Annotated in this window: 22 protein-coding genes; 1 reads left to right on the top strand and 21 read right to left on the bottom strand. The window is 34.8% G+C overall.

All coding sequences use genetic code 11. The annotated features are described in order from the left end of the window. Positions 1–505: 505 nt before the first annotated feature. The 16 genes from QF06_RS20730 to QF06_RS20560 all read right to left on the bottom strand — a co-directional run bounded on the left by QF06_RS20730 (position 506) and on the right by QF06_RS20560 (position 13,143). Entirely contained in the window at positions 506–1,063 is a 558-nt protein-coding gene (locus tag QF06_RS20730; RefSeq protein WP_052500200.1) for a RusA family crossover junction endodeoxyribonuclease, read from the bottom strand. Continuing rightward, a complete protein-coding gene (locus QF06_RS20625; RefSeq protein WP_043940322.1) occupies positions 1,060–1,608 on the bottom strand; it encodes a nucleoside/nucleotide kinase family protein in 549 nt (182 codons plus the stop codon). Before QF06_RS20625 ends, QF06_RS20730 begins: the two co-directional genes overlap by 4 nt. Next, positions 1,605–1,901, bottom strand: coding sequence for a thioredoxin family protein (locus tag QF06_RS20620; protein ID WP_043940321.1), 297 nt, complete (start codon positions 1,899–1,901; stop codon positions 1,605–1,607). Before QF06_RS20620 ends, QF06_RS20625 begins: the two co-directional genes overlap by 4 nt. A 159-nt stretch (positions 1,902–2,060) precedes the next feature. Continuing rightward, positions 2,061–2,270, bottom strand: a complete 210-nt coding sequence (locus QF06_RS20615) for a hypothetical protein (protein ID WP_009968550.1) — start codon at positions 2,268–2,270, stop codon at positions 2,061–2,063. Positions 2,271–2,306: 36 nt separating this feature from the next. Next, positions 2,307–2,438 carry a hypothetical protein gene (locus tag QF06_RS22270; protein WP_013603332.1) on the bottom strand — a complete coding sequence of 44 codons (132 nt, stop codon included), beginning with the start codon at positions 2,436–2,438 and terminating at the stop codon, positions 2,307–2,309. 5 nt (positions 2,439–2,443) lie between these two features. After that, entirely contained in the window at positions 2,444–2,818 is a 375-nt protein-coding gene (locus QF06_RS20725) for a dUTPase (protein WP_052500199.1), read from the bottom strand. Between the two features lie 286 nt (positions 2,819–3,104). Next, on the bottom strand, positions 3,105–6,947 hold the full coding sequence (locus QF06_RS20605) for a PHP domain-containing protein (RefSeq protein WP_052500198.1): 3,843 nt from the start codon (positions 6,945–6,947) through the stop codon (positions 3,105–3,107). Positions 6,948–7,062: 115 nt separating this feature from the next. Further along, positions 7,063–7,515 (bottom strand): hypothetical protein, encoded by a 453-nt coding sequence (locus tag QF06_RS20600; RefSeq protein WP_013603329.1) that lies wholly within the window; start codon positions 7,513–7,515, stop codon positions 7,063–7,065. After that, positions 7,515–8,489, bottom strand: a complete 975-nt coding sequence (locus tag QF06_RS20720; RefSeq protein WP_013603328.1) for an FAD-dependent thymidylate synthase — start codon at positions 8,487–8,489, stop codon at positions 7,515–7,517. Before QF06_RS20720 ends, QF06_RS20600 begins: the two co-directional genes overlap by 1 nt. Positions 8,490–8,585: 96 nt before the next feature. Beyond that, positions 8,586–8,822: a hypothetical protein gene (locus tag QF06_RS20590; protein ID WP_009968562.1), complete on the bottom strand. Its 237-nt coding sequence runs from the start codon at positions 8,820–8,822 to the stop codon at positions 8,586–8,588. Continuing rightward, entirely contained in the window at positions 8,819–9,286 is a 468-nt protein-coding gene (locus tag QF06_RS20585) for a ribonuclease H family protein (RefSeq protein WP_020846152.1), read from the bottom strand. The genes QF06_RS20590 and QF06_RS20585 overlap by 4 nt, the downstream gene beginning before the upstream one ends. After that, complete coding sequence (locus QF06_RS20580) at positions 9,286–9,747, bottom strand: hypothetical protein (protein WP_020846151.1); 462 nt, start codon at positions 9,745–9,747, stop codon at positions 9,286–9,288. Before QF06_RS20580 ends, QF06_RS20585 begins: the two co-directional genes overlap by 1 nt. Positions 9,748–9,939: 192 nt before the next feature. Next, positions 9,940–10,728, bottom strand: coding sequence for a GIY-YIG nuclease family protein (locus tag QF06_RS21985; protein WP_109789047.1), 789 nt, complete (start codon positions 10,726–10,728; stop codon positions 9,940–9,942). A 943-nt stretch (positions 10,729–11,671) separates the two neighbouring features. Further along, positions 11,672–12,232: a YfbR-like 5'-deoxynucleotidase gene (locus QF06_RS20570; RefSeq protein ID WP_043940320.1), complete on the bottom strand. Its 561-nt coding sequence runs from the start codon at positions 12,230–12,232 to the stop codon at positions 11,672–11,674. Between the two features lie 68 nt (positions 12,233–12,300). Further along, a complete protein-coding gene (locus QF06_RS20565; RefSeq protein ID WP_009968567.1) occupies positions 12,301–12,579 on the bottom strand; it encodes a thioredoxin family protein in 279 nt (92 codons plus the stop codon). 105 nt (positions 12,580–12,684) lie between these two features. Continuing rightward, on the bottom strand, positions 12,685–13,143 hold the full coding sequence (locus tag QF06_RS20560) for a nucleoside 2-deoxyribosyltransferase (RefSeq protein WP_013603320.1): 459 nt from the start codon (positions 13,141–13,143) through the stop codon (positions 12,685–12,687). Positions 13,144–13,302: 159 nt separating this feature from the next. Here QF06_RS20560 and QF06_RS20555 point away from each other — a divergent pair, with 159 nt between their 5' ends. After that, complete coding sequence (locus QF06_RS20555) at positions 13,303–13,827, top strand: DUF3967 domain-containing protein (protein ID WP_013603319.1); 525 nt, start codon at positions 13,303–13,305, stop codon at positions 13,825–13,827. A gap of 72 nt (positions 13,828–13,899) precedes the next feature. Here the strand turns inward: QF06_RS20555 and QF06_RS20550 are convergent, their stop codons facing one another. The 5 genes from QF06_RS20550 to QF06_RS20530 form a co-directional block, all read right to left on the bottom strand. Continuing rightward, a complete protein-coding gene (locus QF06_RS20550) occupies positions 13,900–15,654 on the bottom strand; it encodes a DHH family phosphoesterase (protein ID WP_043940319.1) in 1,755 nt (584 codons plus the stop codon). Beyond that, positions 15,644–15,847 carry a hypothetical protein gene (locus QF06_RS20545; RefSeq protein ID WP_043940318.1) on the bottom strand — a complete coding sequence of 68 codons (204 nt, stop codon included), beginning with the start codon at positions 15,845–15,847 and terminating at the stop codon, positions 15,644–15,646. Before QF06_RS20545 ends, QF06_RS20550 begins: the two co-directional genes overlap by 11 nt. Before the next feature lie 60 nt (positions 15,848–15,907). Then, complete coding sequence (locus tag QF06_RS20540; protein WP_043940317.1) at positions 15,908–16,948, bottom strand: hypothetical protein; 1,041 nt, start codon at positions 16,946–16,948, stop codon at positions 15,908–15,910. 79 nt (positions 16,949–17,027) lie between these two features. Next, complete coding sequence (locus tag QF06_RS20535) at positions 17,028–18,620, bottom strand: DnaB-like helicase C-terminal domain-containing protein (protein WP_043940316.1); 1,593 nt, start codon at positions 18,618–18,620, stop codon at positions 17,028–17,030. Next, positions 18,617–19,105, bottom strand: a complete 489-nt coding sequence (locus QF06_RS20530; RefSeq protein ID WP_009968733.1) for a hypothetical protein — start codon at positions 19,103–19,105, stop codon at positions 18,617–18,619. The genes QF06_RS20535 and QF06_RS20530 overlap by 4 nt, the downstream gene beginning before the upstream one ends. Between the last annotated feature and the right edge of the window lie 7 nt (positions 19,106–19,112).

The raw sequence follows: 19,112 nt of genomic DNA, 5'->3' as shown, positions 1-19,112 counted from the left end.
GTCCTCTCTCTATATTGCTATTTCATGTTGGTGGATACAAGTAAAACCAAAATTTCCATATCCATCAGACTTAATGATTATATCTAGAGAAATAGAAACGTAAACGAAAAAAATATTATTTTTTTAACTTTTTGTTTGAGCCTTTTCACAGATTGGAAGTCTTCAGAATAGGTCTTTTTTGGTAGTACTTACAATAATTATTATATTACATAAGTACTAGATCGTACACCTATTTTTTTGATTATTCCCCATAGTCGAAGGATTATGAAAGTTTAGTTTGTTTTGTTGATATGACCTTTATTATGTTGACCGACACGTTAATATAATATCATAATACGGTGATCGAGGGAACATTTGTTCCTATTTTTTAGCGAATAAGAACGGATATATGAACATATAGACATGTAAGGCTCAAATGACCTTATTTAACATAAAATATTCATTTTATGTATATCTTTAACTTAATAAATGATACCCCATCATTTAGCAAAAGAAAAGGAGGTATTTACCTCCTTGCTAAACATTCCTTATTAGAAAGATTGAACTCTTGAACTACCCTATTGTCAATGATTCTCTTAAATATTGTACAATGGTCAGGTTTCTTCTTACATAGAGCACAGTTTTTATCTTTGAAATCTTCAAGATCTTTTGGATCATCGAAAACACCAATATTGGAAGCCTCATAAATCTCAAATTCCAGTCTCGGGTTTTGACTATCAATATAAACCCTTTCTGCAACTGGTAGAGCCACATCGTCATCAATATAAACGCCGGCTTCCGTAAAAACATCGAATGGGACCTTCAAGAAATTGTTGGGGTCTTTTCTCTTGCGATCTAAGAAAAACTTGATTTTTACAAACACTAACTTTCCTTTTTCAGGTTGTTCCCACTCTTGTTCATTCATTTGGTCTTTTACATAGTCAGTAAAGAAGGATTTGTATATCTTAGTCTCTTCTGATGGATATGCCTGAACAAATTTACGCCGGCCATTTGAAGAGACTTTGTAATTTAGATAGTTGTTAACTGATGGTGGTAATGGTGAAACTAACCGTAGAGTCTTCATTTAATGTCACCATTCATAATATTAAGAATGTCCTCGATAACCTGGTCCTTATCCACTGAAACAATAGTGTAATCAACTTCAAGCTCGAATCCTTCAAAATCTCTTTCATCCGCAGCTAATCTTCTTAAAAGCTCGTCTGAGTTATCTTTTCTATTCAATCCCCTGGCTAATCGAACATCGTAAGGAGTCATTAAATAGATTCCCACAACATTGTTCGAACCGTATTTTTCAGTTAGATCGCGATAACCAGAAGGCTCTGTAATCACGATTTGGTCTTCAAAGAGTTTTATATCTTGGCTATTGATTGCATAGCTCCAGATGTCTCCGAACGCACTTCTAAAGCTATTCTTTGCAACTAATAAACCTGATTCATCAAGCCACTCAAAATAATCTTGAGTAACGAAATGATAATCAACCCCATCAATCTCATTTGGGCGTTTTGGACGAGTTGTATAGGATATAACCGTTTGATGACCTTGACGGATTAATGTCTCTAATGCTGTTGTTTTGCCAGAACACGTTGCTCCAAGTAGAACATATATCATGATTCCTCACCATTGTAATTAGCAACGTAATCGAAAAAATTCATCACTTTAATTGATTCTTCAAGTTCTTTGCTGTTAAATGGGCCGTCGTAGTTTGCAATTCTATCGCCTTCCCTATCAAAGAAAACCAATGTATGAGTCTTTTCAATTTCATATTCTTCAATTAGCTCAGGATGTTCGTCAATTGACACTTTCTCAAATTCGCTGCCTTGTAAATCTGCTGCGTTTATTTGTCTTTCCAAGAAATCATTGAGTGGATCGTTCACTTTATATATCCAAATAACCTTAACCATAGTATATTCCTCCGATTAGTAGTTGAGTAAGGGATCCTCCGATCCCTTTATGAGTGTTTCATTAACTTGTAAATGAAGTAACCAATAAGAAAAATGATAAATAGGTTATAAGCTGTGATTAATGTACAAAATAAAGCAATAGCTAATATATACTTCATCTTATTGTTCAGTCACCACGAGGTCTTTATCTTTGTAGTACTCGACGGTAACTAAGACAATATAATATTCCACTTCTTTTTTAGTCTTCTTCGTGATCGTGTGGGATTTAAGGTATTCACCATGTTCCGCCTTCTGTTGGTCTACAATGGCTTCTGCAGCTACTTTAGTATCCGCAAAGTATTTAGTAGTGGTTTGCATAGTAGTTGTCATATTAATTTCCTCCGATTTATTTAATGATTTAAAGTATTAAAATGAAAAGATATGATGAAGGATCATATCTCCAAAATAGCCAAGAATAAAACCAAGACTGATCCATCCTAAACAAATCAGATAACCAATTGAATGAATTAAAAGTGTCTCTAAGATTTTTTTGATCACTAAGTTTACCCCCGGACATAACCGAGTTTTGGATCCTCTTGCCGGCGATAATTCAACCGGTTCTTTTCTTTATACAATTTTAAAATTTCTTCCTCTGTCATTTGTGCAGCAATAAGAATATTTGTAAAGAAATGCAAAGCATCAATGATCTCTTCCTTAAATAGATGCTGCTGTTTTTCAAGATCATAATCTTCTTTTTCATACTTGCTGGACCATTCTTTAGCATAAGGAAGTTCATGAAGAGCTTCACTGAGTTCATCAATCGTCCAAAGCATCATAGTCTTGATGTATGTGGCTTTTTCCTGAAGAGTCATGTTATCAAGGTCATGACCCATACGTTTTTGAAACTCTTTCTGACTATCAAGAATAAATTGATTCATAGTAGTAGTTGAGTCCTTTCTCCAACTTAAATAATATTTTATTTATATTATTATTTAAGTTGTTATTTAATTCTTTATATTTATATCTGGTTATTGAAAAACGTAAATCATTTATTACATTATTTTTTAAATAAATTACTTATGACCGTCATGACTGAGGGTATTATATCGGTTATAACAGAAATGTAAATCATGACTGCGATATTTTGCATTTAGATGGTTGGTTATATTATTAAAGCAAACTAATTTCCTTGTAGAGCCCTGTAGAAGCAACAAAAGCCGCAGATTACTCTGCGACTTTAGCCATTTGAAGGTATAACTTCTCGGAGCCATAACCTTTGATTTTCATTGTGCTGTGCTTAAATTGAGTTCCTTTTGTCCGAAGGACGAATTCTTCTCCACGCCTAAAGCCAACCAGAACAAGTTTACTTCCTCGTTCGAACCAAGATGGATCAAGGACTTCTTTTTCTTTACCATGCACTCGAACGACCTTTTTATCATAGTGAGCAAACTGACCTTTAGAATATCTTACAGTTACAACGCCAGCATCTTGAGTTAGGACATGGACGAGAGACTTCTGCTTGTTTTTTTCAACTACAGTTCCAGCAATAACATCGATCTTGTATTGAGGGACATCATTTCCTCTTCTATTTTTTTTGTATCCAGTTATGACTGGGTTAGACGGCAGATCGTTAAAATTAGCAATATTAAAGTAGTTGTGTAATGGCATGTAATCTAACTCATGCTTTTTAGAGTAGAATAGTAATGTTTCCATTTCCCAAGCTTCAATTGTTCCTTGGCAGTGTTTGGCCCAGAACTCTTTCATTTTAATCTTGTTAAATTGTTCAGCAGCTTCAGGAGAAGTAACCCACATTCTTAATGGCTCGATAATCTCTTTGTAAGCTTTATCGAAGGTTTTCTGATCAACACAAAGTTTTCCGTCTTTAAATTCATAATCAACTTGATAAGGGTACGCCTGTAAGAAATCCATAAATTCTTGTTCGATTTCTCTTGTCATAGGGACTTTATTTCTTCCAAAAAGTTTATTTCTAAACTTATAGACTTCAAGCTCAGTTCCAAATCTTTGCTTATCAGCTAAGTGAATTATGGTTGGTAGTTGGACCATTGTAAGCTTTTCTTTTTTAGGGGTAATTGCCTTAACAAAGTCGATCATTAAGAGTCGCCTGTTTGGATAAAAAGAATCAAAGCAACCAGCTTTTATTAACGAAACAACTTTAGCTTCAGAAATTAGACCAGGATCGACTATCTTCTTAAAGAAGTCCCCAAAGCTCTTATAAGGCCGATGTTCAATGATTTTTTCTATTGCATCTGTTCCTAAACCGGCAATCGGCTTGAGACCGAATAAGATCTTATTCTCTTCCTCTAAAGGTGTGAATTCTTTATTTGAAAGGTTAATGTCCGGGTTTAAAATATCACCTTTCATATCTCCAACAGCTTTAGCAATTGCACCGTATTTTGTGCCTTTCTCAGTTTCACCTATCATCCCCGCGTTAACTGATAAGCAAGCTGTCTTCCAATAAATCGCTCCATATCTATGGCAGATATTCATTTCAATCATTAAGATCATTGTGTACCCAGCAATGTGAGGTAATGAGAAAGAGTATCCAAACTGAGGTTTAAGTTCTTTATTCCAAACATAGTCCAGGAATACTTTACGAGCCCCAGTTTTTTCTCCACCTTCATAAAATTTAATTCTTTGATCTTCAATTAATTTTTGGTTTGCCTTTGCAACAGCTTTCCGGAATTTATTAGCTTGAGTTAGGCTGAACCCAGCAATTCTTTCATCCATAGCAAGCAACATTAGCCCTTCTTGAGTATCACAAATGCCATACCTATCAAGTAAATGTTCCTCAAGAATCTTAATTTCTTCTTCATTCAAACCGGCTGTTTTCATTTCTTCGTACCAATCTTGAATGTTGTTTTTGAAACGAACATATTTATCAAGTGGCTGCTCTCCATCAGTACTCAATCTCATTAAAGAGTTGCCAGCGCATAACTCATCAAAGGATCGAGGATTAATTTTAGTAAGTGCCTGCTGACCAACAGCTGTCTCAAATTGAAAAGCATTTAAAACATGACCTTTAAATAGTAAATCGAACATTTTTGGTGATTCCATTTCAAGAACGTCTGGATGAAAATATTTATTGTAAGTTGCTCTCAATGACCCTTGCCATTCAATTTTCCCATGTTCCAGAAGAAGATCTAAAGCTGTTCTAATTCTATCAAGAGCATTAATGGACAGATAATCTAATTTGAGCCCACCCATATAGATACTGTCTTCTGCATCAAACTGAGTGATAGGCAGCCCAGAAGTTGTTTTCATCATGGCATTTTGTTTTATATATCCATCAGGGAAAATAATAACTCCTGAAGCATGTTGGCCACGTCCAGAAATTAATCCTTCAATAGAGAGCATTGCTTCTTTTAAACCTTCGTATTTATCAACTTCACGGCAAAATTCTTTTGCTGGTTTGGTTCCCTCTTTTGGGTTTCCGTAAAAACACTCGTGTAAGCTCCAGATGCCACCCTTACGAGTAGGAATTAGGTTAGCAATATTATGAGCAATATCTTTATCAATTCCTAATCCGCGGCAAGAAGTTAAAACAGTTGAACGAGTACCTTCTGTTGTAAAAGTTCCCATGTTCAAGACGTTCTCTTCTCCATAGTGATCCTTTGTGATTTGAATAATTTCATGACGCTTTGATCCTTCAGAATCCAAATCAATATCAGGTAATTCCGGCCGTTCTTTTGATAAGAACCTCCAATGAGGAAGATTAAATTTAATTGGATTCAGCTGGACAATGTCTAAAAGGTAATTCAGATAAAAGCAGCATGCAGATCCACGACTCACACCAACTAGCGAGACTTGCCACATCAAATCAACCACATCTTTTGAAAGGACAAAATAAGATGATAGTGGCTGACCAAGATTTTCAGTAATATGGTAAAGCTCATCAAGCTCAGTATTTATTCTTGAAAGGTTCTCTTTATTCAGATCTTGTTTCTTCGCAACCATACCTTCGGCAATTAAATGAAGATAATAACGATCGATGTCGTATCTGCTTTCAGCATATTTTCTAATGTATTCGTATTCCATATAGTGAGGAACAAATAGTTGGCTCATTTCATATTTCGGAATATGAGCTTTCGGAACTTTAGTTTCTTGGGCAAATGTAATTGTTCCAAGTTTGGATCTTATCTCATTCGTATTATCAACAAGAACATCTAATAGTTCCTCGTCAAAGTACTCAAGCAATTCTTCATATCCCATAACGTAAGTTGTGGCGTAAAATTCATCAACTTCTCTCTCCCCTTCTGATGCTGTAAGGTATATTTTATGTGCCGGAGCATATTTTTTATTTAGATAATGGGCATCAGTAGAGACAATACATTTAACGTTGTAAGCTTCCGACACTTTTAGCATCATTTCATTAGCTACTAATTGGTCACGGTTTTTTGATGGCTGCAGTTCAAAATAAAGATCTTCTCCAAAAACACCTTTTAACCAAACAATGAAATCATGTACTCGTTTTTTATTTTCAGGAGTAGGATTATCATGATATGAAATTAGAGACTGAGGAAGTTCTCCACCAACACAAGCTGTACAAGCAATAATTTCCCCTTGGTACTCCTGCATTAAAGACATTAATTCATCTTTGTACGTAGGAACACGTTCCATTCCACGGTAGAAGAAAGAGTTGTACCAAGCTTTAGAGCTAAGTTTTTTCAGACCTTCATATCCTTTTTGTGACTTGGCGATTAATATAAAGTGGTGAAAACTAATCTTTTGGTTTAATGATTTTTTCTCCATGGTATCTTCTTTATCAACCAGGTAAATTTCATTGCCGAACCCTAGTTTAAAATCTCCAAGACGCTCTTTATTCTCTTCAACATACTTATGAGCTTTTACATGGGATGATAAAGTTTCGTGATCTGTTATGACTACTCCACTCAATCCAATCTCATGGCAGTAATCAATCAATTCTTCTGGTTTATTAATCGCATCTCTTAGTCGAAAATTTGATGCATCAGTGTGTGAATGAGTTAAGAAAGGTTTTTTCTTATACTTTTCTATACTTCTATTGATACTTCGTAGTAGTCGAGCCATTGTTAATACCTCATTTCTTTTGTATTACAAAGTATTTATATCTGGACCGGCAAAAACGTAAATTGGATGACTGAAAAATGTAAAAAAAATAACCACTCAGATGAGTGGCTATTTGTTAATCTTCTATTTTTTTATTTTTGTTTTTAAAGATGTGTGGCTGCGACACAAAGTATGTCAGCTTAATCTTCTTATGCCCTTTTAAGTACTTATCAATGAAGTAATTAAAGAATTGAACGTCATCTTCTAAATTAAACAAGTTAGAAGATCTTTGAAAAACGTTAATTCCAATTACTCGTTTCTCATTGTCGAATATAAAATGAACTGCTGAGATACATTCGTCACTTGATAACATAACTTGTCTTTCACTTGAGATCCACCCTTTATCATACTTGTAAAGTAAGTGTCTTAGTTGCATTTCGAGTGAAGTATAATAAGGTTCATCAGAGTCAGGAAAGGTATTCCTGGTCTGAGGATTAATCATCGTGAAGGATTCATACAAGATCATTTCATCATTTTCTTTTAAATATTCAAGTTCGCCTACAGATGGGATTCGAGGAAATTGTAACATTACTCATCTTCTCCTCGGCCTGCAAGGTGATCCATATACTGTTTTGAGGCAATTTTCCATTCTTCAAGTTGATTTTTATATTCTTGGAACATTTTTTGAAACTTAGTTGGCCCTTCTGGAGGGTTGGTTCCATTAATATTTTCACGGTAGTCTTGATAAATAAAGTCTTTTTCATTCCATTCGAATTTATCTGAGTTTTCTTCTGGGAAGTACAGGTTTGTGGCATGTCCATTTCGAGCATTCTTGATGTAATGGAAACTTGGCATTTCAAAGTCGATCAGATCTAAATGAGCAATAGGATATGCCCGACACAGCTCAAGATACATTTGATATGCAATAATGTTATCTGACTTCGGTTGAATCTGGCGATCAATACGCTGCTTGCAGAATGCCAATAAATCTTTAACATTCATTGAAGCATAATAAAAGTTATCATGGTTTTTATTCAGAATAAGTCGAGCATCCATAATTGAAATCTTCCTAGAATCAATCATTTCAGCATAAAGCTCACGACATTGACGAGTAAGATCTTTGTATCTTTCTAAAAACTCAGGGGAATTTTCAATAGACTCAGGAATAACTGCAGTTGTATGAGATAACCAACGATCCCCTGTACATTGAGCCGAGAACGAAAATGTTCTATGACGAATTAAATGGGTTACGTCTTGGACTGAAATTCCTTCAATTCGGAATGTTAAACGAATCGTTTCAAGTATTGAAGGTAGCGTTTTAAAGGTGAAGGCTTTTTCAATATCATCAACCACCTGTGCCATGCTATATGTTTCTTCAGGTTCATCAGCCCAGGTAGCATTCACATATCCAGGGAGGTAATGAATGATGCTTTCCCAAGGAGTATAATCAACAAGAGTAACTTTAATATTCTCTAAATCATTTTTGAATTCAAAATCAGGCTTTTCACCAAAGCGAATTGGCATAGGCAATTTAACAGGCTCAAGGTTATTGTTTTTAGGCATAGTTTAATTCCTCCGATTTTTCAATATTTTTTTCAATAAAAATTACAATATATTTATATCTAAAAGTATGAAAACGTAAATCGATTTAATAATTTTTTATTGATTTTTTTCAATAAATTTTAATTTCCCCTCAAAAACAACCTCGTACTTTGTAAGTAATCCTTCTTTATTAACTGAGAACGCACTCACCAGTTTTTTATCATCATGTGATGTTGCAAACCCTGCGACGAAAGATAAGGCGGACTCTTGACTTCGGAAAGTTTCCATCCTTGATTCTTTAAATCCGAATTCATCTTCGTGCTCATAAACAATAATGAAGACTGATTCATTCATACGGCAGCACCTCTTGTAAGTTCATCCATTGCCTCATTTGCTAATCTATCAGCAAGTTCATTATCCGGGATTCCTGAATGGCCTTTAACTTTGTTAAAAGTGATAAACGGGAATTGTTCGACCAGTTCAATTAATTCAATCCATAACTGGCGATTCTCCACCGGCTTTTTACCAGCTGTAACCCATCCGTTATTCATCCATTTCTTATACCAACCTTGGTTCATACAGTTGCACAGATATGCAGAATCAGTATTGATTTCTACAGGGATATTAGTTGTTTTTAATTGTTTAAGGGCTTCAATAGCTGCACGAATTTCCATCATGTTATTAGTCACGTTTCTAAAGCCAGCCTTAATGGTTTTAACGTGGTCACCATATCGAAGAACTGCTCCAAAACCTCCGACATTGTTATCTTTTCCGTTATTTCTTGCTGCGCCATCGCAGTAAATTACAACCTTTTTCATTAAAGGACTCCCTCCTTGACAAGATCGTTGGCAATTTCCTCAGGAGTCTTATATGTTGTGTCTACAATGATCTTCTTCATTGGGGACTTATCAAAATAAAATTTATAAAAATGCTTATGCAAAGTATAATCAAGAATTTCGTGGCCGGTCTGAATGCATCGATCTATCAGGACTTTTGTGTCACAATCAAGGTAAATTACGAGTACGTCTTCCATCTTAGCTAGGTGTTTTTCTAAATCATCATAGTTATCCCATAATTGAGGATCCCGACTAAACAGGTCACAGTATGTTTTAAAACCAATCGGTCCCCTATCGACTACAATATGTTTGTAGCAAGTGGCTTTATTTATAGCATGTTGTAAAGTTGATTTTCCCGAACGATCAACACCTTCAAGGATGATGATTTTTGGCTTAACAAATTCAGGAGTCGGCGCGACAACACAAGTAGTTGAGTTAGTCATAATTGTTATATCCTCCGATTTCTTTAATCTCTTTGCTTTACTTTGTATTTATATCTGGTGATTCGAAAACGTAAATTGAAATATAAAAAAGACTACTATAGCAGTCTTTATTGGCATAACTTTTATATCCGACATAACTTTTATATCTGCTTTATAAAAAACAAAAAAGGCTGGAGACAAATCTCCAACCTTTTATATAGCTAACAAATCTATTGATTTCATAAACTTTTCAATTCGAGTGATTACTTCATCAACTTTGTCTTCAGGGAACTCAAACCACTCTGGTTGCTTAGTTTGGCCAGTCTTTGGTGGAAGTCTGTATTCTTCAAATTGAGAGTGAATCAATCTTTCAACTGCTTTACCATCCTTACAAGGGAAAGTAGCGACGACTTCCAAGTCTCTTGAGGTATATGTATTCATGTTTGCTTCAGCATAACGTTCTTGCCAAGGCCGGGTAGTCATACCAATTTTGAGTTCATTTCTAACTTTAGGGTGTCTAAAAATATATATCCATTGGAGACCCCCATAATCATCATTTTCGGGCTCGTCAGAGATAACTTCTGATGAATATATATATTTAATCAAATCGGATCTCTGTAGCTCTATAAGGGCCTTACAAACATAATTTATGCATTGTTCAGCATAGTAGGCTGAGTTAGGTGGTTCGATAGCTGAAACATCAACTTCTGAATCATAATATTTCAAAACAAGTTCATCTATAACTTCCAAGCCTTCTTTGTAGACTATTTTAGCTTGTCCAGCTTTAACTACCGTTGCTTTTACTCCATGCCTAACATGAGAGTGCCAATTAAAGAAGCCTTTCAAGCCAGGACATATAAAAGCAATGTACTTATAATCTCCAGACCTTGCACTCCTTCCAAGTATGTTTGTGGCTGTTAAAGCTTCATATTGGTTCATAGGAATATTGCCGTTTTCATTAAACAACCTGATCATTGAATTTGATAATTTTTCCGTATCCATAGCAGAATAATTTTAACATAAAATAGTGTTTTTATTATAGAGTCTATCGAGTCACTTCCTCGTATATTCTTCATATACTGAAAGCATACAGTGGTGGCAAGAAATTTAAAGACAAGGATGTCTATACGTAACTGTTTCTGTTTTTGTTATTTTTCTGAGACACAAAATTAACGAAATAATAAAACACAAAAATATTTACGTGAGCGTACAAATTTTTCACTACCTCTATGTGATCCATACTGGACACACTAAAACTTTGTTGATACAATCACTATATATTAAGTATATATTACGTAGTAATATTACGTGATTATGTTACATGATAATCTTACACTGTTGCACTGGTTGTTTTGGTGTTTATTCGTTATCGAATGTATAAAAGATTCGTAAACGAATAAAATTAAATAAAAAAGACCGAAGATGTTGCCGCATCTTCGATCTGGTAATAGACTAGCTCCTGCAAGGGAGTGGGTTTTACCACAGTCTTTTTCTATGAGTAGGTACGCCCCAGACTCTCACATCTTGGCATGCCTACTTTTTTTCATAGTGTAAATTGTATAAGAAACACCCACTATAGATGCAACCGAACTTGCAATATTAGCTAACGAAGCAATCATGTGAAGGGTATCTATTGACATATTATCACCCCCTTTTTGCCAGACATGGAGGTGAACCGATTCCCTTACAAAAGCTTCATCTATTACGTACTTATTACTTTAAATGAAAATCCTGCGAATTACAATATATAGACTGACTTGTGACGAAAATTACGAGATTCGTAGCTTGTACGTTTGTGTAAAATGCTTCGATCCTCTGTGTAAGAAAGATTTTATCTTTCATACATGTGTATTATATATAGAAAAAATCATTTTGTAATCTTTGAAGGGAAAAAAATTAAAAAAGAAGCCGAAAAAATCGACTTCTCTTTTAAAATACTACAGTATCAATCTTCAAATTTACTCTCAATTTCTTTTTCCAACTTCTCAATTAAGTTTAAAACACGCTCTTGCGCCCCATCATTAATACTTTTCATTTGTTTTGTTTTATTTCCAAGTTCGATTTCGCTATTGGAATATTGAAGTACAGAAACCGTATCAGCAAGTTTAACGATTAGATAAGCAATCGTCCCCTCTTTTTCTTCTTTGAGGAATTGTTCATAAGCCTCAGCGTACTCAGGCATATTCTTTTTTAAGCTAGCAACTTCTGCTTGTTCAAGGATTTCTGTTAAGTCTGGATTGTCTACTTTCGTATCGTATGGTACATCTCCTAAGAAAATCTCTGGAATATCATGAACAGCAGCGAACTCTAAAGCCTTGAGTTTAATATAATCATCAATGTTGTACATCTGACAGATCTTCAGGACCGTTGTAATAACGTAAAACGTATGTTCAGCAACATTTTCGTGTTTGATTTTCGGCCGATTATTGTATCGGATAATCTCTCCAAGTCCTAAGATTTGTGTATCTCCTAAAGTCCGTACTTTTCCACGGTTATAGTAAGTCATAACTGTTGTGTCTCCTTTTTGTGAGTAATTGAGTTAAGTTATATCTGTTATAAAAGTTACGAGGGAAGTTATCCCTCGATTTTTCCTGCTTTTAAGAACATATCTCGAATCAAATCTTGTTTACCGTCAAATCCAACGATTCTTTCAATCTCATTTTCATCATCATCAACAAGTACCAAGACTGGGGCTGCCATAATACCAAACTTCATAGCAGCATTTATTGATTCATCATCACCATTTGAAAGGTTATAAGTTATATCTGGCTCGACTCCTAGCTCAAAAGTATGGAAGTTCTCAAGCATCTGACAAGGACGGCAAGCATTTTGTTTAAATTTAATTACTTTCATGATTGGTTCCTCCATATGTACTGATAGGTGATTATTGAATAAAACCAATAAAAAATTATTTAATCAGCTATCTTTTGATATTGATTATTGAATTTATTAAATAAATTATTCAATTAAACCTTCATAATAGATTTCTTGACCAAGTATGGCAGCTTCCAATTCCTCAACCGTTTTACATGCAGCTTTTCCGGACTCAGCTAGCATTAAGTTGAACATTCCATCTTTACCGAGTGTGAAGGCCACATAAATTACTGGTACACCCGATGCATAAGCATGTCCGGCTTCAAAAATGGTTCCCATATCTTTATCATCAGTGATGGCAATAACAAGCTCTGATTCTTCAATTCCTCTTACATTCATATCAAAAGACTTTTTGCGAACCTCCGGCGATGATATTGGGCCGATTGCTGATTGTTTTCTTGGTGAAAAGTAAGTTAATCCATGTTTTTCAAGTAATGTCTCGACCAAAGCAACACGAGTGATTTGATCTGGCTTGAAAAATGGCGCAGCAATATAAACATGTTGTTTTTTGCCTGGAGATAATGATTTAGTAGTTTGAGTCATAATTATTCCTCCGATTTAAATATGGTGTTTTCTCTTTATTTATATCTGGTGATTCGAAAACGTAAATTAATGTCGAAACTTTTATTACGTTTTTTCTAAAAAGCTATTTTGTCTATGATATGATTGTTATGACTACTATAATCGGAGGTTATAACTGTTATGAATGTTTTCGCTGGTGTCGATGATGTAGCCCGAGAACTTGGGTTATCTCCATCAACTATTAAGAAGTACTATCTCTTGATAGAAGAGAACGGATACAGATTTACGAGAAGTCGCACAGGAAAAGTAATCTTCTCAGAGAGAGATTTGGAGATTTTTAAGCGACTGATTCAGATTAAAAACGAAAAAGGAATAAAAGTTGTAGACGCTGTTAAGACAGTTATATCTTCTATAACTGATGTAACTGTGTGGAAAGAGTCGGCTGCCGCCACTGAATTTGAAGAACCACCGGTGGATATAACAGTTATGAAAGAAACAATGGAACAAATGCATGAAATTATAAAAAACCAACAGAAACAAATAGACCAGCTGTTAGAAAGCCAAAATCAAACTCAAAAGCTTTTAGAAAGTGGCTCTACAGATAGAGACAAGTTATTACTGCAGTCAATTAGAGAAACCCAGGAATTAAAACAATTGATCTTAGAAAACAACAAGAAGAAAAAATGGTGGCAGTTCGGTAAATAAAGATAGCCATAACAATTACAACTACTGCTGTAACTGTTATGGCTGATGTTGTGACTGTCATAACTGTTGTACCTAAAAAATAATAGTTTCTGCGGTAATTTCGTCAGGTACCTCAATAATAAAATCATATTGGCCAGATTCATTTCTTTCACAGTCAACCAATACTAATTGAAGAGTTCGTTTATTACCATAAACGTTCACAGATGGGGTACCAACGAAATCCATCGTGATTTGCCTGTCGAAATTATTTTTAAGACTCTCATATAATCCTTCGGGTGCTCCGTACATAACAAACTCAACACCATTCTCATAAAAGGTTAACATGGAACCTTTTTGACGGATAAAGTTCTTATTAATTTTAATTCCGACAAAGGCCAGTAGGGGTTCTTGAACTTTCCCACCAAATAAGTGTTTATTATCAGTAACATCTTCAATTAGAGACCGATCAACGTTTTCCTTTACTATGAGGTCAACCTCATAAACAAACTCATTCTGCTCAACTTCATGTGTTCTTTTTTTGAACTCCTCAAAGTTATCTTCAGGGATAGAAATACCAAAAGCATTGGCATGTCCTTGAGCAAACTCAACTAAGCCAGTTTCATTGCACCAGTCTTTAAGAGAAGACAAAACTTTTTCATTTCCACGTCCCGATCCAATATATTTCTTATCTTTATAATAGAGCACTAAAGCCGGCTTCTGATATTTTTTCGCAACTTTATTAGCGACTAAACCGGTAATCGCAGCTTCATCGGAAGAATCAAGTAAAGCAATTGAAATTCCACCTTCATTGTATGTACTGCTTCTAAGTTTTTCTAAAGACTTTTTAATCATTGAGTTCTGACGGCCCTTAACTTTTTTCATCATATCAAAGGCATATTCATATAGATCTTGCTCAACTAATATCTTATCGAATTTTCCGGTCTTTTTATTTTTCTTCCGTTTCTCTACATTCCAAACTCGTCCATCACCGATCTTATTTAAGGCTCTGAACAGCAGGTCTTTTTCATCTTCAGTCCCAACACGAACAACAGCATTAATCATTGGAATGATAGAGAAAGAGAGATCTTTTGGTGCAATGCCTTCTAGGCTTCCGAAAACATCCATTACAGCAACTTTAACCAGAGGATTATTGATTGTCTCAAGACCACGGAAGACTAGATTTCTGACCTCATTTTCACTTATATCTGAAGTATCTCCAATTTGACCGATAGCAACTAAGTCGAGTAGATCATCTGCATAATGAGTATCTAAAATCCTATCTAAGGCCTGGCAAAACTTATAGGCCATACCTGCACCAACTAAATTCTTATTAGTGCTTTTATTCTCGTCTAATTGGTTATTAATTAAAATTCCGTGCGTCGGCATCTTATCTACTTCATGGTGATCTAGGACGATAATGTCAATTCCCATGTAATAAAGCCTTTGAAGTTCATCAACATCATTAGACGCTGCATCAGGAATAATAATTAAATCTATTGATGAGTCAGCAATCTTTTGAGAAATTTCATCGGTTAATCCATGAGCTTTTCGATCATGAAGAAAATATGAAACATGCGAATCTGGTTCGATTTTTTTTATATATTGATAGATTATTGATGCAGACGAGAATCCATCAGCGTCAGCATCAACTAAAATACCGATGTGGTCGTTTATAAGCAAATGAGCAAGAAGTACATTCGCGCCTAGTTCAATATTATGAAGATCAAAAGGATTAAGATCCTCGCTGCTGTTAGGATTAAGGAATGTATCAATATCCTTAATATTTCTATTCTTCAATATGGTGTCGATGATGTCTCCATTGTAAGAACTGATTTGTTTAATCTTCATTGGATTCACCAACAATTTTATTAGTGATTCTCAGGAATTGAGGGTGGATGCCTTCTAACTCTAACATATCTTTGATTGCATAATTCATTCTTTTGATTTGTTCTTCCTTTTCTTCAGCTGATAATTTATTTACATATTTAATTTCCTCACTGTTTAAAGGACGATCGATCTCTATTTTTATAACACTTCTCATAAATTTTTCCTCCTAGTAGTTGAATCTTCGTTATTATATCTGGGGTTTTTAAAACGTAAATCAAGCTACTAGGATTCGGTTATGGAATAATTTCATGAAAGTTTCTGGGCCTTTATCTGAAGGGCTGTCTTTTAAATCGAGAAGACCTTCAACATCCCACATCACACTTGTTTCGAACCTGGAACCAAGCTTATTAATAAAAACACTATTGATTTTCTCTATGTAGTATTTTTCTTCGATACTCCCGACTTCTGTGAATTCTTTATCTAGTGCAATTATGACTCGTTCGATGCCTAAGTCATTTATTATTTCTAACTGAGTATCAGTGAGAGTTGACCCACTTAAAGCTACAGCAATAGACATATCAGGAAACATAGTATCTATCTGCATGACTGACTTTTCAGATTCACACAAGATGATTGCTCCGTAATCTGTTATTTGTTCTAGGTTAAAATTTAATCCATAAAGGCAGGCGCCGGTGGGGTGCTTTAAAAAACGATTTTTGTAAAATACGGGCATATATTTTTTTCCGGAGTTCACTAATTCCTGATTTAAGTTCCGGGCTCGGACCCCAACAAGATTTCCTTTAAGATCATAGTGAGGTATGATTATTTGGTTATCTAAAACTGAGTACTTAATATTAAACTTCTTCATTGTCTTTGGAGAAATGTTGTCTTCTATCCAAGACTTATGATAGTAGTCATAATAAGAATCAAGGATTTTCTTATCTAACAGCTTAATTTCTGCTGCCATATCTTTTGGCTCAAACTTTTCAAAAAAAGAGATATCCACTTTATCAGAGCCATATTTTGAATTTCCGTATGATAATCCAAATCTCTGACAAACAAATTTAAATGACTCAAAAAAAGTTAACCCTTTTATTTTCCCTATTAATCCGTACAGGTCCATGTGGCCGCATTCCGTAAAGCAATAAAATGAATGAGAGTTAGAATAGTAGGTAAGCTTATGACTATGACCGTTATGACAGATCGTTTTGCATATAATATTTGAACCTTTTAATTTTGGTTGGGCTCCTAACTCTTGAAGTAAGGTGAATATGTCATTTTCACTCAAGGATTGTTTTACTTCGTTGGCATCCAAACCAATTCACCTCTTAACCCTGTTTAAGTTATTTTATCTGACTAAATAAAAACGTAAAAAAGAGAAGAATTATCTTCTCTTAAAAAACGGGCACTTCTTCAGCCGAATCTTCAGTTGCTTCGATAGCATATTCAATATCCATTGGGTGAACATCTAGCAAATTAAAATCGTAGTCTGTAACGAATAATGGCTCTTCTCTCATAGTTCCTAAATTCATGTAAGTCCAGATAATTACGTTACTGTACTTTCCCCCACGATTTTTATAAACCCAATGAGAGTAGTTTGGTTTTTTGTTAGTAAAACCGGTTTGCAAAATGTGCTTTAGATTATGATGATCTGAAGCTCCCGCCCTAAATGTAAGTATGCCAAAGTCAACTTTATCTGCTGTGGCTTGTCCACCACGAAGGGCTGAAGGGTCTCTATTTTCAATATCCTTAGAACCTCTATTTAACTGAGTCGAAGAAGCAATAAAAATATCGTACTTCTCAGCAAGAATCTTTAATGATGATGAAAACTGATGAAGAATCTGGTCTTCCCGAAGATGATTCCCAAACGCACTTGCCATTGTTCTGGAGAGTTTCGGGGTCATTTGAATATAGTCGAAGGCACACTCTTGAATATTGTTTTCAATAATATGTCGTTCAATAATTGTTTCAATATCTGAAATTGAGAAGTCATTTACATATTCGCAGAAGATAGGAGCCCTCTTTAAAATTTCGATTGCTTTTTTGAGCCTTCTTAAAACTACTTCAGAATACTTGCCATCTTTGATTACGTCTTCATCGACTCCAGAAATGAAAGCAAGCATAATTGTTTGAACTTCTCTTTTTACAAGCTCCGTTGATATGAATAGGGTAGGGATTGATGGACCATTGCTTACATATTTGTTTTGGTCAATATCAAAAATTTCGTCACACGAAGCATTACACATATCAGCTAATGCTTGACGAGTTTTCCCCGTCCCCGTACCAGCTGAACGCAGCATAAGCTTTGTTTTCCGTTTTCCACGGAATATTGTGTTATAGAACTTGTTCGTGAATGGGTTTCCGTACTCAGGATCTTCGTCTAACTCATCCAGAAGAGTATCCAAGTCATCACCAGCCATAAAGCTTTTTGTCTCTTGGCCGATATTAAATTCATCTTTAATCTTAGTCAACTTAATTGTGTAATGGTCGATTATTTCATTAACAGTCATGCTGTCTATTTTTTTCATTCCATCATTCCGAACCTTTAAGTCAGTAGACTTCCAATCATAAAGATCTGACACATCAATTCCATTTAATACGTAGTGTCTTAATAAAGAAATCTTTTTCAGTCGATCATAGCTGCTTTTAAAGGTATTTTCATTTGCATGAGCTATTGATTTTCTTATATAAGATAAACCATCATTTTTTTCCCAGATCTTATAGTGCTGAGGAAAAGAAGCTAGGTAATTATCGAGGTCAATTTCATCAATCTTAGTGACTTCATAATTTGAGTAAGCGATATTATATATTGAAGAAAACACAATTTGATGAAATTCATGAGCAAAGTCTTTTTCTGTAATGATAATCTCCGAATCTCTTAAAAGATGAGGGTTTTTACAAAGTGAGCCTATAACAGAATAGACTGCACGAGTAGGGTTTAAAGCTTTCATTACATTATCAGTAGTAGCTGAGTTAACTTCTGTCATTTCAATAAATCCTCCATGTTTATTAATTTCTTGTCTCTATATCTGTTTTGAGACAGGGAGGGTGGCTTTATTTGAACCTTTTGGGTTTCTATTTTTTTAACCACCATATTCTCTCTTCTTCTTTTGAGATCCTTATAGTAGTCAATCATTTCATCATAATAGTGGGGGATAAGAGCCAAACCATACTTTAATTCCAATTGTATTTTTTTGATTCTTACTATGTAATCAAGAGCGAAACCTATATTCTTGTAAGTGTATCCTCGTTCCTCTTTAAACTGTTTGATCTGCCTAAGCATTAAACCTGTAGGAAAAGAGATACCAAAGACTTCTTTACACTTGTTATAAAGGTTTTCTCGATCTTCGACCTCTTTAACTTTTTTCTTATAACATGCCGGGCAGTAGTTTTTGCTTTTGAATTTTTGCATAATAGATTGGGGATGTTTTTGTTCACATGTTCCATAGCATTTAACTAATCTGCTGCTCATTTTCAAA

Source organism: Bacillus sp. YP1 (assembly GCF_000877815.1).
Lineage (GTDB): Bacteria > Bacillota > Bacilli > Bacillales > Bacillaceae > Bacillus > Bacillus subtilis.
This window is presented reverse-complemented; position numbering and strand designations above follow the sequence as displayed.